This is a genomic window from Dryocola mayonis (genome assembly GCF_051307045.1).
GTDB lineage: Bacteria > Pseudomonadota > Gammaproteobacteria > Enterobacterales > Enterobacteriaceae > Dryocola.
Genome location: NZ_CP150452.1, coordinates 2742020 through 2765786 on the forward strand (window position 1 = coordinate 2742020; position 23767 = coordinate 2765786).

The window sequence follows — 23767 nt, forward strand, 5'->3', positions numbered from 1 at the left end:
ACGAGTGATAAAGCCCCCGGAAGATTTCTTCCGGGGGCTTTTTTTTGGACGTCAGACAGGATTACTAAGGGGCAGACACCAATGTTAGACAACAACCGTTTACGCATAGCTATTCAGAAATCCGGCCGGCTCAGCGACGACTCTCGCGAATTGCTGGCCCGCTGCGGCATAAAAATCAACCTGCACACCCAGCGCCTGATTGCGCTGGCGGAAAATATGCCGATTGATATTCTGCGCGTGCGCGACGACGATATTCCGGGGCTGGTCATGGACGGCGTAGTGGATCTGGGCATTATCGGTGAAAACGTGCTGGAAGAAGAGCTGCTGGCCCGCCGCGCGCAGGGCGAAGACCCGCGTTACTTCACCCTGCGTCGCCTGGATTTCGGCGGCTGCCGCTTTTCGCTGGCCATCTCCGTTGACGATGCCTGGGACGGCCCCCGCCTGTCTGAACAATAAGCGTATCGCTACCTCTTACCCTCACCTGCTTAAGCGCTACCTTGACGGCAAAGGCGTGCAGTTTAAATCCTGCCTGCTGAACGGCTCCGTTGAGGTGGCTCCCCGCGCGGGCCTGGCGGACGCGATTTGCGACCTGGTTTCCACCGGCGCCACTCTTGAAGCCAACGGCCTGCGCGAAGTCGAGGTCATTTACCGCTCCAAAGCCTGCCTTATTCAGCGCGATGGCGAAATGCCGGAAGCGAAACAGCAGCTGATCGATAAATTAATGACCCGTATCCAGGGCGTTATTCAGGCTCGTGAATCAAAATACATCATGCTGCACGCGCCGGGCGAACGTCTGGAGGAGATCGTCGCCCTGCTGCCGGGCGCCGAGCGCCCGACTATACTGCCGCTGGCAGGGGATCAGCAGCGTGTGGCGATGCACATGGTCAGCAGCGAAACCCTGTTCTGGGAAACCATGGAAAAACTCAAAGCGCTGGGCGCAAGCTCCATTCTGGTGCTGCCGATTGAGAAGATGATGGAGTAAGCCGATGTCGAACTTCAACACGCAAATTTTCTGGAACGACTGCGATGAGGCCGCTCAGCAAGCGCTGTTGATGCGCCCGGCCATTTCCGCATCTGAAAGCATCTCGCGCACGGTGGCGGAGATTCTGAATAATGTTAAAACCAACGGCGACAGGGCGCTGCGTGAATACAGCGCCAAATTTGATAAAACTGAAGTTCAGCAGCTAAAGGTCACCGAACAGGAAATCGCCGCCGCCGTCGGGCGTCTTGGTACGGATATTAAAGAAGCGATGGCGGTTGCCGTCGCCAATATCGAAACATTCCACCTCGCCCAGCAGCTGGCGACCGTGGATGTGGAAACCATGCCCGGCGTGCGCTGCCAGCAGGTTACGCGCCCGGTTGCATCCGTCGGCCTTTATATCCCAGGCGGCTCTGCGCCGCTGTTCTCTACCGTGCTGATGCTCGCCACTCCGGCGCGTATCGCGGGCTGTAAGAAAGTGGTGCTTTGCTCGCCGCCGCCGATTGCCGATGAAATCCTTTACGCGGCGCAGCTTTGCGGCGTGCAGGAGGTGTTTCAGGTTGGCGGCGCGCAGGCCATTGCCGCGCTGGCGCTGGGCACCGAAAGCATTCCGAAGGTGGACAAAATCTTCGGGCCGGGCAACGCCTTCGTCACCGAAGCAAAACGCCAGGTCAGCCAGCGCCTTGACGGCGCGGCAATCGACATGCCGGCGGGGCCTTCCGAAGTGCTGGTGATCGCCGATAGCGGCGCCACGCCCGCCTTTGTGGCCTCCGACCTGCTTTCCCAGGCCGAACACGGCCCGGATTCGCAGGTAATTCTGCTTACGCCGGACGCCGCCATGGCGCAGGCCGTAGCCGAAGCCGTCGAAAGCCAGCTGGCCGCCTTACCGCGCGCGGAAACGGCCCGCAAAGCGCTGGAAAGCAGCCGCCTGATCGTGGCGCGCGACCTGGCGCAGTGCATCGACATTTCCAACCAGTACGGACCGGAACACCTGATTATTCAGACGCGCAACGCCCGCGAGCTGGTCGACAGTATTACCAGCGCCGGCTCGGTATTTCTCGGCGACTGGTCCCCGGAGTCCGCCGGTGATTATGCCTCCGGCACCAACCACGTGCTGCCGACGTATGGTTACACCGCGACCTGCTCAAGCCTTGGGCTGGCGGATTTCCAGAAGCGGATGACCGTGCAGGAGCTCACCCCGCAGGGCTTTGCAGGCCTTGCGAAAACCATTGAAACCCTGGCCGCCGCCGAGCTGCTGGACGCCCACAAAAACGCCGTGACCCTGCGCGTAGCCGCGCTAAAGGAGATGCAATGAGCCTTGAAGAGTTAGCCCGCGATAACGTTCGCGCCCTGACCCCTTATCAGTCGGCCCGCCGGCTGGGCGGCAATGGCGATGTGTGGCTGAACGCCAACGAATATCCGACGGCCGTTGAGTATGAATTAACGCAGCAGTCGCTAAACCGCTATCCGGAATGCCAGCCGAAGCTGGTGATTGAACGTTACGCTGCCTATGCGGGCGTAAAACCGGAACAGGTGCTGGTGAGCCGCGGTGCCGACGAAGGCATCGAGCTGCTCATCCGCGTCTTCTGCGAGCCTGGCAAAGACGCCGTGCTTTACTGCCCGCCGACCTATGGCATGTACACCGTCAGCGCGGAGGCTTTCGGCGTGGAATGCCGCACGGTGCGGACGCTGGAAAACTGGCAGCTCGACTTACCGGCCATTGCGGATAATCTGGCAGGCGTAAAGGTGATTTACGTTTGCAGCCCGAACAACCCAACCGGGCAGCTTATCAACCCGCAGGACTTCCGCGTTCTGCTGGAAATGGCGCGCGGCAAAGCGCTGGTGGTGGCAGACGAAGCCTATATCGAGTTCTGCCCGCAGGCGACGCTTGCCGGCTGGCTTGAGGAATATCCGCATCTCGTCGTGTTGCGCACCTTATCCAAGGCGTTTGCCCTCGCCGGCCTGCGCTGTGGATTTACGCTGGCGAACGAAGAGGTCATCAACCTGCTGCTGAAGGTGATTGCGCCTTATCCGCTGTCCACGCCCGTCGCGGATATTGCCGCCCAGGCGTTAAGCACGCAGGGAATAAACGCCATGCGTGAGCGGGTGGCGCAGGTGCTGGCCAACCGTCAGTATCTGGTTAACGCCCTGCAAGAGGTGCCCTGCGTCGAAGAGGTTTTTGCCTCCGAAACCAACTACGTGCTGGCGAGAATCACCGCCTCAAGCGCGGTATTTAAATCTCTGTGGGATCAGGGCATTATCTTACGCGACCAGAATAAACAACCATCGTTAAGCGGCTGCCTGCGGATTACCGTCGGCACCCTTGAAGAGTGCGAGCGCACCCTTGCTGCGCTGCGCCAACAACCCGGCCTGACGGCTACGGAGGGCGTGTGAGCCAGAAAATTCTTTTTATCGACCGTGACGGCACCTTAATTTCCGAGCCGCCTGCTGATTTCCAGGTGGATCGCATGGACAAGCTCGCCTTTGAACCGGCGGTGATCCCGGCCCTGCTGCAGCTGCAAAAAGCGGGCTACAAGCTGGTGATGATTACCAATCAGGACGGACTGGGGACCGCCAGCTTCCCGCAGGCCGATTTTGACGGGCCGCATAACCTGATGATGCAGGTATTCACCTCCCAGGGCGTGAACTTTGACGATATTCTGATTTGCCCGCATTTACCGGCGGACGACTGCGACTGCCGCAAGCCGAAAATCGCGATGGTCAAAGGCTATCTGGAAGAAGGCGTGCTGGATAAACCAAACAGCTACGTCATTGGCGACCGCGCCACCGATATCGAGCTTGCTGAAAATATGGGCATTCAGGGGCTGCGCTACAATGCCGAAACCCTGAGCTGGCCGATGATAAGCGATCGTCTCACCAAACGTGACCGCTACGCTCACGTTGAGCGCGCCACCAAGGAGACGCAGATTGACGTGCAGGTCTGGCTCGACCGCGAAGGCGGCAGCAAGATCAACACCGGCGTCGGCTTCTTCGATCACATGCTGGATCAGATAGCCACGCACGGCGGCTTCCGCATGGAAATCAGCGTGAAAGGCGATCTGTACATTGACGATCACCACACCGTTGAAGATACGGGACTGGCGCTGGGCGAAGCGCTGAAAATCGCCCTTGGCGATAAGCGCGGCATTACCCGCTTCGGCTTCACGCTGCCGATGGACGAGTGCCTGGCGCGCTGTGCGCTGGATATCTCCGGCCGTCCGCATCTGGAATATAAAGCCGAGTATAACTTCCAGCGCGTGGGCGATCTGAGCACCGAAATGGTCGAACACTTCTTCCGCTCGCTCTCCTACACCATGGGCGTCACGCTGCACCTGAAAACCAAAGGCAAAAACGACCATCACCGCGTCGAGAGCCTGTTTAAGGTGTTTGGCCGCACGCTGCGCCAGGCGATTCGCGTTGAAGGCGACACGCTGCCCTCCTCAAAAGGAGTGCTGTGATGAACGTGGTGATTCTTGATACCGGCTGCGCCAACCTGCTGTCGGTAAAATCATCTGTCAGGCGTCTGGGCTACGAGCCGGTGGTAAGCCGCGACGCGGATACAGTGCTGCGCGCGGATAAACTCTTCCTGCCGGGCGTTGGCACCGCGCAGGCGGCAATGGACAAGCTGCATGAACGTGATTTGATTGAGCTGATCCAGGCCTGCACCCAGCCGGTGCTGGGCATTTGTCTCGGCATGCAGATCCTCGGCAGCCACAGCGATGAAAACCTGGGCGTTAAAACGCTGGGCATTATCGACGAGCCCGTGCTGAAAATGACCGACCACGGTTTGCCGCTGCCGCATATGGGCTGGAACCGCGTTTATCCAAAAGCGGGCGACCATCTGTTTCGTGATATTGAAGACGGCGCGTACTTCTATTTTGTTCACAGCTATGCGATGGCGGTGTGCGCTAATACGGTCGCACAGGCGAGCTACGGCGAACCCTTCACGGCGGCCGTGCAGAAAGACAATTTCTACGGCGTGCAGTTCCACCCTGAACGTTCAGGCGCCGCCGGAGCCAAATTGCTTAAGAACTTCCTGGAGATGTAAGCACGATGATTATTCCCGCTCTCGATTTAATTGACGGCGCAGTGGTGCGTCTCCATCAGGGGGATTACGGAAAGCTGCGCGATTACGGCCGCGATCCGCTGCCTCGCCTGCAGGATTACCAGGCGCAGGGCGCGCAGGTTCTGCATCTGGTTGACCTGACCGGGGCGAAAGATCCGGCTAAGCGTCAGATTTCGCTGCTCAAAAAGCTCGTTGCCGGCGTGACGGTACCGGTTCAGGTTGGCGGCGGCGTACGCAGCGAAGAAGACGTGGCCGCGCTTTTAGATGCTGGCGTCGCGCGCGTAGTCGTTGGCTCAACGGCGGTAAAATCCCCGCAGGAGGTTAAGGGCTGGTTCACGCGCTTTGGCGCCGACGCTCTGGTGCTCGCGCTGGATGTGCGCATCGACGAACAAGGCACTAAGCAGGTTGCGGTAAGCGGCTGGCAGGAAAACTCCGGCGTATCGCTGGAAGAACTGGTGGAAACCTATCTCCCGGTGGGGCTAAAACACGTGCTCTGCACGGATATATCCCGTGACGGGACGCTTGCCGGTTCTAACGTTTCTCTTTATGAAGAAGTCTGCGCCCGCTATCCGCAGATTGCATTTCAGTCTTCGGGCGGCATCGGCGAGCTTAACGATATCGCCGCGCTGCGCGGCACCGGCGTGAACGGCGTAATCGTCGGGCGTGCGCTGCTGGAAGGTAAATTTAACGTAGCGGAGGCGATCTCATGCTGGCAAAACGGATAATCCCCTGCCTGGACGTGCGTGACGGCCAGGTTGTCAAAGGCGTGCAGTTTCGCAACCACGAAATTATCGGCGACATCGTGCCGCTGGCCCAGCGCTACGCGCAGGAAGGCGCGGACGAACTGGTGTTTTACGATATCACAGCCTCCAGCGACGGACGCGTGGTGGATAAAAGCTGGGTATCGCGCGTGGCGGAAGTTATCGATATTCCTTTCTGCGTCGCCGGCGGTATTAAATCCGTCGACGACGCGGCGAAAATCCTGTCGTTTGGCGCAGATAAAATCTCCATCAACTCCCCTGCCCTGGCCGAGCCGGAGCTTATCACCCGCCTTGCGGACCGCTTTGGCGTGCAGTGCATTGTGGTAGGTATTGATACCTGGTTTGACGCACAAACGGGCAAATATCACGTGAACCAGTACACCGGCGACGAGAGCCGTACAAGGGTGACGCAGTGGGAAACGCTGGACTGGGTGCAGGAGGTGCAAAAACGCGGGGCGGGGGAAATCGTATTGAATATGATGAACCAGGACGGCGTGCGCAACGGCTACGATTTAGAGCAGCTGCGCCAGGTGCGCGAAGTCTGCCGTGTACCGCTGATTGCATCTGGCGGCGCAGGCACCATGGAGCACTTCCTGGAAGCCTTCCGCGACGCGGACGTTGACGGCGCGCTGGCAGCTTCCGTATTCCATAAACAGATTATTAATATCGGCGAGCTTAAGCTCTTTTTAGCTCAGCTTGGCGTGGAGATTCGAGTGTGTTAACAGAACAACAGCGTGGCCAGCTTGACTGGGAAAAGACCGACGGGCTGATGCCGGTCATCGTGCAACATGCCGTGTCGGGCGAGGTGTTGATGCTGGGGTATATGAATCAGCAAGCGCTTGCTCAGACCGAGCAGAGCGGAAAAGTGACCTTCTATTCACGCACCAAACGGCGCCTGTGGACGAAAGGCGAAACCTCCGGCAACTTCCTGAACGTGGTCAGCATCACGCCAGACTGCGATAACGATACCCTGCTGGCGCTGGTAAACCCCATCGGCGCGACCTGCCATCTCGGCAACTCAAGCTGCTTTGCGCCGGCTAAGCATGACTGGCATTTTCTCTACGAACTGGAGGAGCTTCTGGCATCGCGTAAAACCGCCGACCCAGAAAGCTCTTACACCGCGAAGCTGTACGCCAGCGGCACCAAACGCATCGCGCAGAAAGTGGGTGAAGAAGGCGTGGAGACAGCGCTGGCGGCTACCGTCAATGACCGTCATGAACTGACCAACGAAGCTTCGGATTTGATGTATCACCTGCTGGTGCTGTTACAGGATCAGGATTTAGATTTAAGCGCGGTTATCAAGAATTTGCGGGCGCGGCATAAGTAGGTTTATTTGGATATGAAAAAGGCCGCAGTAGCGGCCTTTTTCATGAATTTTAAAGGCTTAGGCAACAGTTTTATAATTACGAACCACATTCCGTCCTATCACCACGCCGGCACCAATCATCCCACCAAGTAATGCTGCCAGTATCAGCGTAATACCGCGCCTTGGACTATCACGGCGAATAGGAAGGGTTGGTTTCATCACATACCGGTAAGCATGGATAGTTTTTGGATCGATTTTCAGGTTCTGTATATCAAACAGGTTTTGTTTTGTTTGATAGTAAGTACCCGAGAAGACCAACGGGCGAGTTGCTTCGTTTTTAATCATAGAGGTCAGAGCTTCGCTGCCTAACAGGAACAGAGTATCCTGCGTTACGTCTGTGCCCTGCTGAACCTGAGGAGACGTAACCTTCGCCTCAGTGGCAAATTTCAGCGCCTCGCTGATTTGCTTAATTCGTAAATCTTTCTGTTCCTGAGCAACTTTCTGCTGTGTTTTCAAAGAATCTTCAAGAGTAGTGATTTGCAATTTGATGCTGTCGTTAAGATCAACGCCTAACTCCTCGCCAACCTGCTCATCAACTTGTTGAAGATACTGGGCAACCTTCGCTTGCGCACTCTCCGGCGTATCCCCCACGTAGGAAATTTTCAGGGGTAATGCCTGACCTTTAACCGAAGGCTCAATCGTCAGTTTTTCGGGCTCCTCAAGATTGTCCAGAGTTTCGGACAAAGCCGACATCAAAGAGCTTAAACGGCCAACAACGCGGTACTGTACATCCGTAATATTAGGGGCTGCATTCCCATAGATGACATTCAACGCATTGTTATAGGTGGCAATTTGCGCAGCGTCCGGTTGCGCAATAACAGCTGTGGAAGTCCATTTCTCTTTAGCAACGAACAGGTAGACTACGGCGACAATAATAGCTATGGCGGTAAAAGTGATAATAGTCACCTTTCCCCTCCACAATTGCATAAAAATATCAAGTAAATCAATAGATTCTTGATTGCTATCAATATGATTTCTCATCACATTCTTGTTATCTTGATTCATGATTACCCTAAGAGAAATAGTTCACAAAACGCGAAAAATTACAGGTTAAGTATAATCGGGTAAAACCAGAAAAACCCGGGAAGAACTCTGAATTTTTTCAGAAAAGTTGAAGAAATCAGGGTGAATAATGTACTAAACACAAATAAAACGATCAAATAATAATCAGAAAAAGAACATGTGCTTAAATTGAACAGCGATCAAAATAGAGGTAATCGCTTAACAAGTAGTGAAAACAGCTATTTCTAAATAAAAATTTAATAAACCAGAATATCCATTGGTTAAACAAACAACAGGCAAGGGACTTCGAGCCGTTATTTTTTCAGGGATATGTGCAAACTACAACGCTACCGTCGGGCTTTCATGCGTGCCTGTACCGAGCCATAGAAATCAGCAAATGAATTTTGTCATTACCGGCAGCGATAGAAAAAATATACAGGTACATTAAAAAACCAGTGGAGAATATTCTCGCACTGGTTTCAGTTTTCATTATAACTTAATGAAAATAATTACTTTTCCATCCACTCGGTATGGAACACACCTTCTTTATCAGTACGCTTATAGGTATGCGCACCAAAATAGTCGCGCTGCGCCTGAATCAGGTTCGCCGGCAGAACCGCTGAGCGATAGCTATCGTAGTAAGAGATAGCGGCAGAGAAAGTAGGCGTCGGAATGCCGTTCTGTACTGCGTAAGACACGACATCACGCAGAGCCTGCTGATACTCGTCTGCAATCTTCTTGAAGTAAGGAGCCAGCAGCAGGTTAGCAATTGCCGGGTTTTGTGCATAGGCATCGGTGATTTTCTGCAGGAACTGGGCACGGATAATGCAGCCCGCACGGAAGATTTTGGCAATCTCGCCGTAGTTCAGATCCCAGTTATTCTCTTCCGACGCAGCACGTAGCTGAGAGAAGCCCTGCGCATAGGAAACAATTTTACCCAGGTACAGCGCACGACGAACCTTTTCTGCAAACTCAGTTTTATCGCCAGTGAACGGCTTGGCCTGTGGCCCGCTCAGCACTTTAGAGGCGGCGACACGCTGCTCTTTCAAAGAAGAGATATAACGCGCGAAAACTGATTCAGTAATAAGAGACAGCGGTTCGCCCAGATCCAGCGAGCTCTGGCTGGTCCACTTGCCGGTGCCTTTGTTGGCCGCTTCGTCAAGAATCACATCGACCAGGTATTTTCCTTCTTCATCTTTTTTAGTGAAGATGTCTTTAGTAATGTCGATGAGGTAGCTGCTCAGCTCACCTTTATTCCATTCGGTAAAGGTAGCTGCCAGTTCTTCGTTGGAAAGATTCAGGCCGCCTTTAAGCAGCGCATAGGCTTCGGCAATGAGCTGCATGTCGCCGTATTCGATACCGTTGTGAACCATCTTCACGTAGTGGCCAGCGCCATCCGCGCCGATATAGGTCACACAAGGTTCACCATCTTCAGCAACCGCTGCGATTTGCTTAAGAATTGGCGCAACCAGTTCATAAGCTTCTTTCTGACCGCCAGGCATGATGGATGGACCTTTCAGCGCGCCCTCTTCCCCACCAGAAACGCCGGTACCGATAAAGTTGAAGCCTTCCGCAGACAGTTCACGGTTACGACGAATAGTATCCAGGAAGAAGGTGTTACCACCATCGATCAGAATGTCGCCTTTCTCAAGGTATGGCTTGAGGGAGTCGATGGTTTTGTCCGTGGGCCTCACCTGCCTTAACCATCAACAGAATACGACGAGGAGTTTCAAGGGATTCAACAAACTCCTGTACCGTATAGTAAGGAACCAGCTTCTTGCCCGGGTTCTCAGCGATGACTTCTTCAGTCTTGTCGCCAGAGCGGTTGAACACGGAAACGGTATAGCCACGGCTTTCGATATTGAGCGCCAGGTTGCGCCCCATCACTGCCATACCAACGACGCCGATCTGCTGTTTGGACATTACAAACTCCTGTCTTGAGGATGGTAGCTGCATAGCAGTACGCAGCATTAATGTAGCTTCGATGTTAACTCAGGTTTAACGCTGGAGGATAGCGTTTGATGCGATAGCCGTCACAAGTGCCTGGAAGCTGTACGGACCGATCGTGTTTAATCTAGAAAAAAACTTACACAGAATTTCATCTTTTCAAGGTCAGGTTAATCACTACCGAACAGATCACGTGTATAAACTTTATTCTTAACATCACTTAATTCTTCAGCCATACGATTTGAAATAATAACGTCAGACTGCTGCTTGAATATATCGAGATCTCTAATTACGCGTGACTTAAAGAATTCATTCTCTGCCATCACCGGCTCGTAAATAACGACCTCAATACCTTTTGCTTTAAGACGCTTCATGATACCCTGAATAGATGAAGCTCGAAAATTATCAGAACCACTTTTCATGATTAAACGATAAACACCTACCACTTTAGGATTGCGGTGGATAATAGAATCCGCAATAAAATCCTTACGTGTACGGTTAGCGTCAACAATGGCTCCAATTAAATTATTTGGGACCTTCTCGTAATTAGCCAGAAGCTGTTTAGTATCTTTTGGTAAGCAATAACCACCATAACCAAATGAAGGATTGTTATAATGATTGCCAATTCGTGGATCAAGACACACACCTTCTATAATTTGTTGTGAACTTAATCCTAAGTGCTCAGCATAACTATCAAGCTCATTGAAATAAGCTACTCGCATGGCAAGATATGTGTTTGCAAAGAGCTTGATAGCTTCAGCCTCGGTCGAGTCTGTAAACAATACGGGTACATCTTTTTTTATTGCACCTTCAAGCAGTAAATTGGCAAAAATCTGCGCCCGTGCAGAGCGTTCACCGATAACGATACGTGACGGATGAAGGTTATCATAAAGTGCCTTCCCTTCACGTAAAAACTCAGGTGAAAAGAAAATATTATCTATGCCATATTTTTCTCGGATAGATTTAGTAAAACCCACAGGAACGGTCGATTTAATTACCATAACCGCCAGAGGATTAATTTCTAAAACATCCATGATGACCTTTTCAACACTGGATGTATTAAAATAATTTGACTTGGGATCGTAATCGGTTGGTGTAGCTATGATTACAAAATCTGCATTTTTATAAGCTACTGACTTATTGGTCGTCGCATGAAAGTTTAATTTTTTAGTACTGAGATATTCTTGAATTTCATTATCAACTATTGGCGACCTTTTTCCATTTAAGAGATCAACCTTTGATTGAACAATATCAAGGGCAACGACTTCATGATGCTGCGCCATCAATATTCCATTTGAAATACCAACATATCCTGATCCAACAACAGTTATTTTCATGATTATATCCATCAGCCATTCTTTCTAATTGCTTTTTTTGATGCCATGTTTCTTAATAGATCTTATAATATAAAAACCAAAATACCATGCAGCTTTTATAGTATTAAATTTTAAATATTCTTTATAAAACACCCATTGTGAGAACAGAATTTTTATCTTATTAGATGATAAACTTTGATGTCCTTCTCTGTAAAAAGCCAACTCTTCCTGAAGGCACCAGGCATAATCAATTTCTTCAAGTATTTTGAGCCAAAGCGCCATATCCTGCCGTTTTCGAATAGTAGGCATATATACTTTACCTAGTCTATTCGTATCATACATAGCTGTAAGACACCCAATGACATTAGCCTTCAAAAGTTCAGAATAATTTACACGCTGTGGTGGATGAATTTTTCCCGTGATATTACCATATTGATCAATCTTCTGATATTGCGTGTAAGTAAGATAATATTTATTTTCTAGCATAAAAGATACTTGCCGAGTTAGCTTATCTTTTTGCCACATATCATCGCTATCAAGAAACGCAATAAAACGGCCCAGAGCATTTGCAATACAATTATTACGAGAAACACCAGCGCCTGAATTTATTTTGTTTTGAAAAAATTTGATACGTGAGTCGCTGGCGGCAAATCTCTGAATTATTTTAAGAGTATCGTCTGTGGAGCAATCATCGGTAATAAGTAACTCCCAATGAGGATACGTTTGCTCTAAAACAGATTGTATACTTTCTTTTATAGTTGCTGCCGAATTAAATGTCGGCATAATGATGGAAACCAAATCATTCATAATTGCTTTAATCCGGAGATGATAATCAATTAAAGGATTGTATTATTTTATCGCATACTAAAGAACGGTTATAGTAAATATTTATTCTTGACTGTACTTCATTAAAACTTACAGGATTGCTATAACCATCAACAATTACTTTATTAATTATCATTTTCATTTGTTCAACCGCGATATCTCTATTTTTGCCAGGATCAGAAATACTTAAGGATTGCATTTCAGGGAAATAATTAGTAATTATCTCTTTAGGCCCAAAATCACATTCCGAATAAATTATATTACAACCCAAACTGAGCCCTTCCAGGATCACCAACCCAAATCCTTCCGCATAAGATGGTACCACCAGAAATTTAGAGTCTTGCATATAAGAGTAGGGATTATCAATTGTGCCGAGGAATTGGACATATTGGCTAAGATTAGCGTTAATAATTCTATTTTCAAGATTATTGCGCTCTGGTCCATCACCAATAATTATAGTGGAAATGTTATTCTCGGTATATAAAGTCTTATTCGCAATAATTGCATCTATTAATATATCACAACCTTTAACTTTTGATAGCCGCCCTACAAATAAAAAATCATATTTTTCACGCGTCTTAATATTTACACTTGCCTTTTTAGCGATTTCATCCTGGTTTATAAAATTAGGGATAACTATCGAATTTTTTATTTTATAAAGTTGCTGAAGATCGTTTTTAATGCCATTGCATACACAAATTACTTTAGAATTTAATAATCGCAACAATCTGTATGTTAAGCTAATAGCAATTTTATTTATTAATTTCCTTTGAGCAAAGCCTGCCTTTGGTGCTGTATGCACTGATGCACAGAAATTAGTCTTTGTCACTTTACAGGCTAAAGCACAGAGTAGATTAGCTCGCTCCATATAACTAATACAACCATCAAATTTATTATCTTTCAAATATGAAATCAAATTATATAATTTATTTTTTTTAATTTGCACAACTTTTATATAATCAGGAACATTTAAATCTATAGATGCTGATAACACTATTATACTGACTTTATGCCCTTTTTTATAAATACCAATGGCAGTTTCAAGTGCTATTTTTTCTGCACCACCTACGGTTAACGTAGGAATAACGATGGCGTATTTCATTATAACTTTCCTAAAATCCATATCAACATAAAGCATCAGGTTATATAGCAATTAAGCACAACATGGTCTTTATAGAAGTAGCGCTCTCAATCTATTGTGTTTTTGTGCTTATATATTGACTATTTTTTAAATGTCCACGTTCAAAAATCAGATAAAAAATAGAGCATAAAATAATCACTTCAAATGGCATAAGTAGATAATAATAATAATCGAACCAACTGAAGAACAAAAACGATGTCATGAATGTATACAGAATATAAAACAATCCGGAATACTTAGTCATCCACTGCAGGAAGGAAACAAAGAAAATAATCATAAAGTATATAATAAAAGAGTAGTAACCTGCAGCCATAAGCAATGTACCCCATATAGTTGGTACATTCCCTGATGTTCCAGAGTATGTATTGATAATCTCCATTGATTTTGGTAATGTGAGATTTATTAAATCATCCCCCAACAGCAGGTTTATAATATTAACTGGCCCAGAAAACAAACCTAAAATATCATTAGCCACAAGGTTATTGTACATACCTTTAGTAATGAAAACGGAGAAAGTTAAAACACCAGAATATAAATATCCGAAAAAATGAATCATGATGTCATAAAATAAAACACCATAATCAACATTAACTTCATCACCGCTAAAAACAACCTTCATAAAATATACGGAAAAGAATAGTAATATTAAAGCCGAGACGATCAATACACATAATAATAATATTTTTTTCGCGCTCATTTTAATATAACCAGCTACCATAGAATACCAAAAAATCCAAACCAATGGTATCATTACCCAATACTTCACTTGTTTCATAAACAAAAGGAACAAAATAAACACAATAAATAAAAACACGCTTTTAGAACGTTTTGTATGGAAGCATTTTAGTACAAATGGAATTAATGCAACGAGCAAAGAAAACACATGGCCAATAACTCCATAACTCAATAAACCTTCAAAATCATCACTAACAAAAGACCCGGCAACCTGCCAGGCATGGAATATAAAATAAAGGCATAATAAAGCGACCGCAAAAGATATACTTAAAATAGTTGTACGAACACCAGGCGGATATTTTTTGCTAATATTGTAGTTTGAATAAGGTATATTACGCGTCAGCGAGGCCATTAAAAATGCGCAACTTATACTGGCAGTGAGCCCAACTACATAAAAAAGCAAAATAAATATATAAATAGTAGGTTCTATTGCAATAAAGCCTAATGGCTCGCCTATAAGTGCATGGACAAAGATTATAAAAAATACGCCTACAAAAGAAACCATACATGGAGTGATTTTCTTCCATATATAATAATCAAATGCAGTTCCCAACATTAGCATTAAACAAAAAAATACAACCATATTTTCCTCGGCCAGTTCACTGGTAAACCTTTAACTACATAAGAGAACGCACCTCAATTGTTTTTATTAATATAATTGACAAGGTGTCTTTTTATTTTAATAAAAATATAAAACGGTCTTAATAATAAATGTATATAATCTAAAAATCTTGATAAATAACTAACACGATTGTTTGTTAATCTGGCTATTAACTTTTTACCGTACAATAATGTTGTCATGTCAAACTTAAGGGCCCTTAGCGCCTAAACCTTGCACACTTCTGAAAGGTAACTCACCATAAATTTTCATAAGGTCTTCTAAAAAACGTTCGTTAACATATCTTTTAGAATGTTTAGAGGCTGAATCAGAAATTCGATATTTAACTGTAATAGTAGGGAAATAATGCAATTTATTACCATTCTTTGTAAAACGTAACCACAATGGCAAATCTTCTATTGTACGGAACCTTTCATCAGCATACCCAATATTAGCTAAGGTTTCGCGACGTATAAAAGAAGCAGGAGCAATATTGAAGCTTTTAAATTTTAGGTAATTATATTGCTCAGAAGCTGTCAAATTAAAAAAATCTTTATTATAAGGTTCAGGTGTTACTTTGTTTATTCTGCCGAACCACTGCATTTTTGAAAAAACAATATTACAATCGGGGTTTTTATCAACATATGTAAGATTGAGTTCTAAACATTCAGGCTCAAGAAGATCATCTCCCCCAATGGTTTTAATCCATTCAGAGGTACATGCTTGCCAGCCTGCATTGCAATTTTTTGATACCCCTTGGTTTAGTGCATGTTTCAAAAAATGCACATGATTAAATTTATATCTATTTATATCAAGCCATGCTTGTATTACAACAGCTGTATCGTCCTGAGAAGCATCATCTGAGATAATTAACTCAATATTTTTTGTGCCAATGGTTTGGTGTAATATGCTATCTAAAGTTTCTACGATAGTTGTGGCTGAATTAAATGTTAAAACCATAACGGAAACAATTTTACTCATTATTCTTATCCCTGATTATCGAGAAAACTTCTCTAAATTTAAAAAGACAAATAGAAAATAAAAAATATAATTTACCAGATAACCCCAATTTGCGCCCTGTATACCCAAATAATGAATAAATACCCAACTTAAAAATATTAAAGTTATGGCAAAAAAGATTTCTGAGAAAACAAACCAGCGGGTTGCACCTCGTGCCAGCATTGGAAAGGCGTAGAGCCATGCTAATATTTTCACTACATCGCCAGCAAGCTGGATGCTAAACAAATCCCTTGCGGCTTTAAAATCTTCGGTAAATAAGACGTATATAATTAAGTCGCGACATATATACACGAGAAATGCCAAAAAGATAACTAGTGGCATTATTACTTTTACGGTTTGGTTTATTTCTTTTTTTATTTCCGCTATACCATTAAGTTTCGAAAGCTGCGGCAAATAATAGGTACTCAATCCCATAGTGATTATAGCTAAATAAACTTCAGATATTTTCCATACGGCCTGCCATTGCCCCGCCCCAACCCAACCTGAGTAAGAAATTAATAAATTCCTTACAACTACAAGAGCAAAAGGTGCTGCAACAGCAGAAGTTACAGCCATGATAACGTAACCACCTATCGCCTTACGTTTTTCATTATCAGAGCGTCCAAACCAAAATTTAAATTTTAGCCATGGCTGACGCAATGATAACGTTAAAATCACCACCCCAGCAATAGATGAATTAAAAGCGAGCGCTATTAATGCTCCTTTTAAATTATATACATAAACTAACCAGAGCATGACGATAGTTGAAACAGTAACAGATATAAACCCAATACTAACATAGCGTTTGTACTGTTGCTGCCCATTGACCACTGAAATTAATGCAGTATTAATAATTGAAAATGGCAATACTAAACAACATAGTATTACCAACCACGAATAATCAGCAGTTTTGAATAAAAATGAAGACAATGAGCTGCTAAATAATATAGTTACTGGCGCAACGATTAACATTAAGCCAAAAGCCCATTGGAATGATGCTTGCCACCATTTCGCACAAGCATCATAGCCATTGGCAGAATGTTCTGCAGTATATCTTACGACTCCACTACCAACTGGAGCTATTACAACACCATTAAGAGAAGTAATCATGCTTTGCACCTGGCCCAGCATTGCTACTCCTGTGGGGCCAGTATATACCGCCACAACTTTTGCTATTACAAATCCGCTAAGCATCCGAAATAGTGTTAGCATCGCTGTAAAAATTGTAACGGAAAAGAGTTTTTTCATTTAGCAAACTCATTTACATACTTAATAACTTTCGTTACTTCTTCAGCCGTCATATTGGGATCCATCGGTAGTGAGAGAACCTCCTTATGTATGAGTTCAGTAAGCGGTAAGCTATAATTATTCATTTCGCTATAAGCTTGTTGTTTATGTGGAGGCAAAGGATAATGAATTAATGTTTGAATATCATTATTCATAAGATGCTGTTGCAACAGTTCTCGGTTCTTGCAGCGAATGACAAAAAGATGCCAGACATGACCTTCTGAGTTACTTACTAAGGGTAGCTTAACTTCCGGATTTATAATCTCTTCCAGATATCTTTTAGCAATATTTCTACGAGACTGAATTTCATTTTCAAGATAATTTAACTTTACACGTAACATGGCTGCCTGAATTTCATCAAGGCGGCTATTATAGCCAACGTACAAATTTTCATACTTTTTCTGAGAGCCATAATTTCTTAATGTTTTTAAAATATCAGCTAATTCCTCGCTGTTAGTAGTAATCATTCCGGCATCGCCTAATGCGCCAAGATTTTTACCCGGATAAAAGCTAAAACCTGCAGCATCGCCCCATGCTCCCGATTTTTTACCATCAACAGAAGCACCGTGCGCCTGGGCTGAATCTTCGAGTACAAGTAGATTCTTTTCTTTGGCAAAACGCATTATTTCTCTCATGGGGGCAATTTGACCATATAAATGCACTGGCAAAATAGCTTTCACACCGTCTTCCCATGAATTCACAAGACCATCGTAAGTAATATTAAAGGTGTCAGCATCGGGTTCAATCAATACAGGGATAAGATTATTTTGCGTAATTGCCATTATCGATGCAATATAAGTATTTGCAGGTACAAATACCTTATCGTTATCTTTTAACTTTCCGAGTTCTTTCCATGCACGTAAAACTAAAATCAGTGCATCTAAACCATTAGCAACACCAATAGCATATTTGACACCGCAATAATTTGCGAATTCATTTTCAAACTGAGTTAACTCTTTTCCTTGTATATACCAACCCGAATCAATAACACGAGCGCATGCCTCTAATAACTCATTTTCGTAACGTTTATTTATTCTTTTGAGATTTAGAAAATCAATCATTAAAATCACCTATTTTTTTAATAACTTTAGCGGGATTACCGACTACAACCGTATTATCCGGGACATTTTTTGTAACTACAGCGCCAGCACCTACCATACTGTTTTCACCAATAATTATTCCTGGCAAGATGGTTGCGTTAGCGCCAATAGAAGCATTCTTTTTTATTAAGATACGAGGATATATTTCAGGATATACTTTTGAACGTGGGAATTTATCATTTGTAAATGCTACACAAGGACCGATAAAAACGTTATCCTCGATCGTAGTCCCATCCCAAATGTAAACGCCAGATTTAACAGTAACATTATCACCAATAATAACATCATTTTCAATAAGAGTATGAGCACATATATTACAGTTTTGACCTATCCGTGCATTCTTTAAAATAACACTATATTGCCATATTCTGGTACCCTGACCTATATCTTGTGTTTGCACATCACTGAGTGGATGAATATACATTACCCCACCATTTTTATAAATTGTTCATAATCTCTGACATAATCAGATTCGTCATATAAACTATCGGCTAAAACCATTAAAACGCAGTCTGGAGAAAAATCCGACATTTCTCTCCAAATAAAAGATTCTATTAATAAACCTTGAGCCGGATTATTTAATATAACATCAACTCTTTCTTTGCCATCATCTAATGTAAAGCGGCATGAGCCCCTTACTGCAATAGCAACTTGTTTGAGCACCTTATGGGCATGATACCCCCTAATAACTTTATCTTTTGTATCAAAAAGATAATATACTCGCTTAATTTCAAAAGGAATATTTTTTTCTGTTTCAAGGGCAACAAGCGAACCGCGATCATCACCGTGAATCTGTAGTGGAATTATTTCTATTTTCATTTTATTTATTTAATAATCTAAGTAAATATTGACCATAGTGGTTTTTTTTCAGCAAGTTCCCACTTTCAAGCAACGTATTGTCATCAAGCCAACCGTTTCGCCATGCGATCTCTTCTGGACAGGCGACCATCATACCCTGTCTTTTTTGAACTGTTTCTACAAAACTACCGGCTTCGATCAAACTATCATGAGTCCCAGTATCTAGCCATGCAAAACCGCGCCCCAACAATTCAACGTTTAAAGCATTTCTTTTTAAATATACATCATTAATAGAAGTAATCTCTAGTTCCCCTCGCGGCGATGGCTTAACACTTTTTGCAATATCAATTACCGAGTTATCATAGAAATAAAGACCTGTTACTGCCCAATGTGATTTAGGCTGGGCTGGCTTTTCTTCAATAGAGATAGCTTTAAGAGTTTCATCAAACTCAATGACTCCAAAACGTTCTGGATCCATTACCTGATAACCGAAAACGGTAGCACCTTTATTTTTTTCAGCCACAGCACGTAACTTTGGACTAAACCCTTGACCGAAGAAAATATTATCGCCCAATACGAGGCAAACTGAATCCTGGCCAATAAATTTTTCGCCAATAATAAAAGCCTGTGCTAATCCATCAGGAGTTGGTTGTACTGCATATTCCAGGTGAATGCCAAATGCATCACCATTACCTAATAATCGTTTAAAGGAGTCCTGATCCTCAGGAGTAGTGATAATCAGGATTTCACGAATCCCTGCCAGCATTAACACTGACAATGGATAATAAATCATAGGCTTATCATAAATTGGCAATAACTGTTTTGATACACCCATTGTTATAGGATACAGCCGAGTTCCTGATCCACCCGCTAGAATAATGCCTTTCATTTTAATTACCTAATCCTAAGCGCTCACGTTGATAACTACCATCCTGAACTCGACGGCACCATTGTTGATTAGCCAAATACCATTCGACGGTTTTACGAATGCCGCTTTCAAATGTTTCCTGTGGTTTCCAGCCAAGCTCACAGCTAATTTTTTCAGCATCAATTGCATAGCGGCGATCGTGACCTGGACGGTCAGCAACATAAGTAATTTGCTCGCGGTAAGGAATGGCTTTCGGAACAATTTCATCAAGCAGATCGCAGATAGTCAGTACGACATCGAGATTTTTCTTCTCGTTATGCCCGCCGATGTTGTATGTCTCGCCAATTCGCCCCTGAGTTACAACGGTATAGAGCGCTCGTGCATGGTCTTCAACATATAGCCAGTCTCTGATCTGGTCGCCTTTGCCATAGACCGGCAGATTCTTACCTTCAAGAGCATTGAGGATTACCAGAGGAATCAGTTTTTCAGGGAAATGATACGGACCATAGTTATTGGAGCAATTTGTCACTATGGTCGGGAAACCGTAAGTGCGCAGCCATGCCCGAACCAGATGATCGCTTGACGCTTTCGAAGCGGAGTAGGGACTGCTCGGCGCATAAGAAGTTGTTTCTGTAAACAGAGGCAATGCTTCACCCGCTGGGCGTTCGTCCGGATGCGGTAAATCGCCGTAAACTTCATCTGTGGAAATATGATGGAAACGGAAGCCAGCTTTACGATTATTTTCCAGTTGTGACCAATATGCCCTTGCGGCTTCCAGAAGGATATAAGTGCCGACAATGTTGGTTTCAATAAACTCTGCAGGGCCCGGTGATAGAGCGATCGACATGGCTTTCAGCCGCCAGATGCATTATCGCGTCCGGCTGGTGTTCTGAAAAAATCTTATCTAAAGCATTTCTGTCACAGATATCTGCCTGCACGAACGCGTAGCGTCCGCTATCGGAAACTTCTGCCAGGGATTCCAGATTACCTGCATAGGTCAATTTATCGACATTGACGACGCTGTCTTGAGTATTATTTATGATGTGACGAACGACCGCAGAACCGATAAAACCGGCACCACCAGTAACAAGAATTTTCACGAAAAGATTCTCTCTCTAAATATGTGATCATTATCTTCATTATTTATACTGAAGATGATAATTCCAAAGGGAAGACAACAGGTACTGAGTAAAACAGATATTTATCCACGCTACCGCCCCTGGCTCAACAGCTACCAGAATACTGACATATGACGCTTAATTTATGGTCTAAATTGATATTTGTTCTGCAACACATTTGAATAGATAAAAGAATAACGGTTTACTATATATTCAGATATGAAGCATCTCTGACTTTTTATCGCTTACATAAAAAAACGGCAGTCAGTCCCGATAAAGCTGCCCAATCGCAACTTTGCCGCCACTTTAACTGCCGCTCTTTTCATAAAGTCTTTTTTTTCATTGATATAAGATCAACGAGCCAGCATCTGTTTGATGCTCTCACGGAACTTCTGCCCTTCCTTATGGTTGCGCAGGCCATAGTTTACAAAGGCCTTCATGTAACCCATTTTCTTGCCGCAGTCGTAGCTCTCGCCCGTCATCAGCGCGGCTTCAACCGGCTGTTTTTCATTCAGCGCAGCGATAGCATCCGTTAACTGGATACGGCCCCCATGCGCCCGGCTCGGTTTTCTCAAGCTCCGGCCAGATATCGGCAGACAGAACATAGCGCCCGACGGCCGCCAGGTCTGAATCCAGCGTTTGCGGCTGATCCGGCTTTTCAACGAAGTCAACGATACGGCTCACCTGCCCGTCGTTATCCAGCGGTTCTTTGGTGGTGATAACGGAATAGGCGGACAGATCTTCATTCGGCATATGTTTCGCCAGCACCTGGCTGCGGCCGGTGTCATTGAAACGCGCGACCATCGCCGCCAGATTATAGCGCAGTGGGTCGGCGCTGGCGTTGTCCAGCACGACGTCAGGCAGCACAACGACGAAAGGATTATCGCCGACAATGGGTTGAGCGCACAAAATGGAATGGCCCAGGCCAAGCGGTTGTGCCTGACGCACGTTCATAATGGTCACGCCCGGCGGACAAATTGACTGCACCTCGGCCAGCAGCTGGCGCTTCACGCGCTGTTCCAGCAGGGCCTCAAGCTCATAAGAAGTATCGAAATGGTTTTCGACCGCGTTCTTGGAAGAGTGGGTTACCAGGACGATTTCTTTGATGCCTGCAGCCACGATTTCATCGACGATATACTGGATCATCGGCTTATCTACGATCGGCAACATCTCTTTCGGGATGGCTTTTGTCGCAGGCAGCATATGCATGCCAAGACCGGCTACCGGGATAACTGCTTTCAAATTAATCATATTTAACCCACCTCTTAAATGGTTGAGGGATTATAGTCTTTTCGTGCTCTGATGCCAGCATGAATTGATCCCCAAAGTTTGTACTTCATCTTATCCCCCGGCCCGGAGGATACAAAACTAAAAAGCCCTTATTAACGGCAATAAGGGCTCGGAAAACTCGCAAAGATGCGTGAGGGTTTATTCAGCCAACGAAGGCAGCGCAAAATTCAGGTTGCTGGTGTTCACATGCTGATGGTCCACCCGGTCGATATCCACCGAGCTCTCCCCTTTCTCGTTTACCGCCCGAACGTTGGCGAGCGACAGCAGCGTGTCGTCTTTCGCCATGAAGCGGCCCCGCACGTCCTTACGTAAATCGAAGCGCAGCTTCAGCGCGGGCCCTGTTGTGGCACGCTGCATCACGTTGACGTCCCTCAGGAAAAGGTGCTGCGGCTTGTTGTTCAGCTCAAGCGTCGCCCCCTTCATTGTCATATTGGTGATAGCCACAAAGGAGGTGGCGTTGCCGGAAGAGATCTGGATGCCGCGGGCTTTATACGGCATGTTGCTGTTATCAAGGGTGATGTCGTTAAGGCGGAAGTTTTGCGGGATGGATAAATAGTTGCCTTTAATAACGCCGTAGCCAATAAGGAAGCCGGCGCTATTTACCATATCGATATTATCAATGACGAAATTATCACAGCCATAAATTGCTACCGTGGCATTATCAATTCCGGCCTTTTTGCTAAAGGTATGATTAATATTGCGCGCCTTGACGTTGCGGATAATGAAATGCTTGCCGTTTTCAACGTGGACAAGCTGGCGGCAATTGCTGCCGGTGATGTTGGCCACCACGAAATTCTTCACCGCCTGGTCTTCCGGATAGGCGTTGTTGTAGGTGCTTCCCGCAAGCCCTATGCCAATCCCCCAGTTTATCTTGCCGTTGGTGCAGTCAATGTTATCAATCACATGATCCGAGATAAGCAGGTCGCTATCGTTAATCGCCACGTTCCATTCAATGGCATCGCCCTGCAGATGGCTGAAGCGGCCGTTGGTGATCTTCACGTTCTCCAGGCGGTTGTGAAAACCCTGGCGCAGGATGCCGTAGTTCGCATCGTGTATGGTGATGTCATCGATAACCAGGTTGCGCATCGTGCGCTTCTCTTTACCGCCGATATAAATCTGCATCACCGGCGCAAGCCCGCTCATATCGATGCCTTTAATGGTGCACTCAGAGCCCCGGACATCAAGAATAATATTATTAAACCTTCCGCCCTTCTCGCCCAGAATCCGGCAGCCGTCCTGCAGCACGAAACGTCCCTTGCCGTTGCCTTTCAGGCCGCCACGTACCAGCAGCGTTTTGCCTTGCGGCATAAAAATGGCCGTGTTGATGCTGTCGCAGACCAAATCAACGGGCACGACGACGGTATCAGCAGCGGCAAAGGCCTGTTTGAAGGCGGCAATCCAGTCGCCCTTATAGAACTGTTGGATGTTTACCTCGCTTTTGCCGCCGGCGGCAAAAACGCTGCGGGGTAAAAACAAGGGCGCCGCGGCCAGAACTGAACCGGCCCACAGCAGCCTGCGGCGGGAGGAGGAAAAAGAAGGGACCATGGATTGAAATCTTTTGCGCATACGTC

Annotated in this window: 19 protein-coding genes, 4 pseudogenes and 1 other annotated feature (1 of these 24 only partly in view); of the genes and pseudogenes, 8 read left to right on the forward strand and 15 right to left on the reverse strand. The window is 45.9% G+C overall.

The features are described from left to right. Positions 1-46: a sequence feature (His leader region), on the forward strand; it begins 77 nt to the left of the window's first position. Between the two features lie 35 nt (positions 47-81). The 8 genes and pseudogenes from hisG to hisIE all read left to right on the forward strand — a co-directional run bounded on the left by hisG (position 82) and on the right by hisIE (position 7133). Beyond that, a pseudogene (gene hisG / locus WLO32_RS13320) lies at positions 82-982 on the forward strand (ATP phosphoribosyltransferase). A gap of 4 nt (positions 983-986) precedes the next feature. Next, positions 987-2294: a histidinol dehydrogenase gene (hisD, locus tag WLO32_RS13325; RefSeq protein WP_435945554.1), complete on the forward strand. Its 1308-nt coding sequence runs from the start codon at positions 987-989 to the stop codon at positions 2292-2294. Then, positions 2291-3373, forward strand: coding sequence for a histidinol-phosphate transaminase (gene hisC / locus WLO32_RS13330; protein WP_435945555.1), 1083 nt, complete (start codon positions 2291-2293; stop codon positions 3371-3373). The genes hisD and hisC overlap by 4 nt, the downstream gene beginning before the upstream one ends. Continuing rightward, a complete protein-coding gene (gene hisB, locus WLO32_RS13335; RefSeq protein WP_435945556.1) occupies positions 3370-4437 on the forward strand; it encodes a bifunctional histidinol-phosphatase/imidazoleglycerol-phosphate dehydratase HisB in 1068 nt (355 codons plus the stop codon). The genes hisC and hisB overlap by 4 nt, the downstream gene beginning before the upstream one ends. Next, positions 4437-5027 carry an imidazole glycerol phosphate synthase subunit HisH gene (gene hisH / locus WLO32_RS13340; protein WP_435945557.1) on the forward strand — a complete coding sequence of 197 codons (591 nt, stop codon included), beginning with the start codon at positions 4437-4439 and terminating at the stop codon, positions 5025-5027. Before hisB ends, hisH begins: the two co-directional genes overlap by 1 nt. Before the next feature lie 5 nt (positions 5028-5032). Beyond that, the gene (hisA, locus tag WLO32_RS13345; RefSeq protein WP_435945558.1) at positions 5033-5770 is read left to right on the forward strand and encodes a 1-(5-phosphoribosyl)-5-[(5-phosphoribosylamino)methylideneamino]imidazole-4-carboxamide isomerase; all 738 of its coding nucleotides are present in this window, start codon (positions 5033-5035) and stop codon (positions 5768-5770) included. Further along, positions 5752-6528 (forward strand): imidazole glycerol phosphate synthase subunit HisF, encoded by a 777-nt coding sequence (hisF, locus tag WLO32_RS13350; RefSeq protein WP_435945559.1) that lies wholly within the window; start codon positions 5752-5754, stop codon positions 6526-6528. Before hisA ends, hisF begins: the two co-directional genes overlap by 19 nt. Continuing rightward, the gene (gene hisIE, locus WLO32_RS13355; RefSeq protein WP_435945560.1) at positions 6522-7133 is read left to right on the forward strand and encodes a bifunctional phosphoribosyl-AMP cyclohydrolase/phosphoribosyl-ATP diphosphatase HisIE; all 612 of its coding nucleotides are present in this window, start codon (positions 6522-6524) and stop codon (positions 7131-7133) included. Before hisF ends, hisIE begins: the two co-directional genes overlap by 7 nt. A 57-nt stretch (positions 7134-7190) precedes the next feature. On the opposite strand, the gene wzzB is transcribed toward hisIE, so the two are convergent. The 15 genes and pseudogenes from wzzB to wcaM all read right to left on the reverse strand — a co-directional run bounded on the left by wzzB (position 7191) and on the right by wcaM (position 23741). Beyond that, on the reverse strand, positions 7191-8177 hold the full coding sequence (gene wzzB, locus WLO32_RS13360) for an LPS O-antigen chain length determinant protein WzzB (protein ID WP_435945561.1): 987 nt from the start codon (positions 8175-8177) through the stop codon (positions 7191-7193). 506 nt (positions 8178-8683) lie between these two features. Next, a pseudogene (gene gndA, locus WLO32_RS13365) lies at positions 8684-10097 on the reverse strand (NADP-dependent phosphogluconate dehydrogenase). A 194-nt stretch (positions 10098-10291) separates the two neighbouring features. Then, positions 10292-11458: a nucleotide sugar dehydrogenase gene (locus WLO32_RS13370; protein ID WP_435945562.1), complete on the reverse strand. Its 1167-nt coding sequence runs from the start codon at positions 11456-11458 to the stop codon at positions 10292-10294. 24 nt (positions 11459-11482) lie between these two features. Beyond that, on the reverse strand, positions 11483-12244 hold the full coding sequence (locus tag WLO32_RS13375) for a glycosyltransferase family 2 protein (protein ID WP_435945563.1): 762 nt from the start codon (positions 12242-12244) through the stop codon (positions 11483-11485). Between the two features lie 25 nt (positions 12245-12269). Beyond that, positions 12270-13364, reverse strand: coding sequence for a glycosyltransferase (locus WLO32_RS13380; RefSeq protein ID WP_435945564.1), 1095 nt, complete (start codon positions 13362-13364; stop codon positions 12270-12272). A 91-nt stretch (positions 13365-13455) separates the two neighbouring features. Next, entirely contained in the window at positions 13456-14721 is a 1266-nt protein-coding gene (locus WLO32_RS13385; protein WP_435945565.1) for a DUF6337 family protein, read from the reverse strand. A 225-nt stretch (positions 14722-14946) separates the two neighbouring features. Then, positions 14947-15717, reverse strand: a complete 771-nt coding sequence (locus WLO32_RS13390) for a glycosyltransferase family 2 protein (protein ID WP_435945566.1) — start codon at positions 15715-15717, stop codon at positions 14947-14949. 15 nt (positions 15718-15732) lie between these two features. Continuing rightward, complete coding sequence (locus WLO32_RS13395) at positions 15733-16983, reverse strand: O-antigen translocase (RefSeq protein ID WP_435945567.1); 1251 nt, start codon at positions 16981-16983, stop codon at positions 15733-15735. Then, positions 16980-18083 (reverse strand): DegT/DnrJ/EryC1/StrS family aminotransferase, encoded by a 1104-nt coding sequence (locus tag WLO32_RS13400; RefSeq protein ID WP_435945568.1) that lies wholly within the window; start codon positions 18081-18083, stop codon positions 16980-16982. Before WLO32_RS13400 ends, WLO32_RS13395 begins: the two co-directional genes overlap by 4 nt. Beyond that, on the reverse strand, positions 18076-18546 hold the full coding sequence (locus WLO32_RS13405) for an acyltransferase (protein WP_435945569.1): 471 nt from the start codon (positions 18544-18546) through the stop codon (positions 18076-18078). Before WLO32_RS13405 ends, WLO32_RS13400 begins: the two co-directional genes overlap by 8 nt. Continuing rightward, positions 18546-18941, reverse strand: a complete 396-nt coding sequence (locus WLO32_RS13410) for a sugar 3,4-ketoisomerase (protein WP_435945570.1) — start codon at positions 18939-18941, stop codon at positions 18546-18548. The genes WLO32_RS13405 and WLO32_RS13410 overlap by 1 nt, the downstream gene beginning before the upstream one ends. Before the next feature lies 1 nt (position 18942). Further along, positions 18943-19809 (reverse strand): glucose-1-phosphate thymidylyltransferase RfbA, encoded by an 867-nt coding sequence (gene rfbA / locus WLO32_RS13415; protein ID WP_435945571.1) that lies wholly within the window; start codon positions 19807-19809, stop codon positions 18943-18945. A gap of 1 nt (position 19810) precedes the next feature. After that, positions 19811-20888: pseudogene (gene rfbB, locus WLO32_RS13420) on the reverse strand (dTDP-glucose 4,6-dehydratase). 371 nt (positions 20889-21259) lie between these two features. Further along, positions 21260-22157: pseudogene (galF, locus tag WLO32_RS13425) on the reverse strand (UTP--glucose-1-phosphate uridylyltransferase GalF). A gap of 177 nt (positions 22158-22334) precedes the next feature. Continuing rightward, complete coding sequence (wcaM, locus tag WLO32_RS13430; protein ID WP_435948304.1) at positions 22335-23741, reverse strand: colanic acid biosynthesis protein WcaM; 1407 nt, start codon at positions 23739-23741, stop codon at positions 22335-22337. Between the last annotated feature and the right edge of the window lie 26 nt (positions 23742-23767).

Bases quoted from the DNA above. Each gene is read 5' to 3' on its own strand.
- WLO32_RS13405 (WP_435945569.1), bottom strand. From the start codon at position 18,546: ATGTATATTCATCCACTCAGTGATGTGCAAACACAAGATATAGGTCAG.
- hisA (WP_435945558.1), top strand. From the start codon at position 5,033: ATGATTATTCCCGCTCTCGATTTAATTGACGGCGCAGTGGTGCGTCTC.
- WLO32_RS13385 (WP_435945565.1), bottom strand. From the start codon at position 14,721: ATGGTTGTATTTTTTTGTTTAATGCTAATGTTGGGAACTGCATTTGAT.
- WLO32_RS13410 (WP_435945570.1), bottom strand. From the start codon at position 18,941: ATGAAAATAGAAATAATTCCACTACAGATTCACGGTGATGATCGCGGT.
- wzzB (WP_435945561.1), bottom strand. From the start codon at position 8,177: ATGAATCAAGATAACAAGAATGTGATGAGAAATCATATTGATAGCAAT.
- rfbA (WP_435945571.1), bottom strand. From the start codon at position 19,809: ATGAAAGGCATTATTCTAGCGGGTGGATCAGGAACTCGGCTGTATCCT.
- WLO32_RS13370 (WP_435945562.1), bottom strand. From the start codon at position 11,458: ATGAAAATAACTGTTGTTGGATCAGGATATGTTGGTATTTCAAATGGA.
- WLO32_RS13395 (WP_435945567.1), bottom strand. From the start codon at position 16,983: ATGAAAAAACTCTTTTCCGTTACAATTTTTACAGCGATGCTAACACTA.
- hisC (WP_435945555.1), top strand. From the start codon at position 2,291: ATGAGCCTTGAAGAGTTAGCCCGCGATAACGTTCGCGCCCTGACCCCT.
- WLO32_RS13390 (WP_435945566.1), bottom strand. From the start codon at position 15,717: ATGAGTAAAATTGTTTCCGTTATGGTTTTAACATTTAATTCAGCCACA.
- hisH (WP_435945557.1), top strand. From the start codon at position 4,437: ATGAACGTGGTGATTCTTGATACCGGCTGCGCCAACCTGCTGTCGGTA.
- hisD (WP_435945554.1), top strand. From the start codon at position 987: ATGTCGAACTTCAACACGCAAATTTTCTGGAACGACTGCGATGAGGCC.
- WLO32_RS13375 (WP_435945563.1), bottom strand. From the start codon at position 12,244: ATGAATGATTTGGTTTCCATCATTATGCCGACATTTAATTCGGCAGCA.
- WLO32_RS13380 (WP_435945564.1), bottom strand. From the start codon at position 13,364: ATGAAATACGCCATCGTTATTCCTACGTTAACCGTAGGTGGTGCAGAA.
- WLO32_RS13400 (WP_435945568.1), bottom strand. From the start codon at position 18,083: ATGATTGATTTTCTAAATCTCAAAAGAATAAATAAACGTTACGAAAAT.
- hisF (WP_435945559.1), top strand. From the start codon at position 5,752: ATGCTGGCAAAACGGATAATCCCCTGCCTGGACGTGCGTGACGGCCAG.
- wcaM (WP_435948304.1), bottom strand. From the start codon at position 23,741: ATGGTCCCTTCTTTTTCCTCCTCCCGCCGCAGGCTGCTGTGGGCCGGT.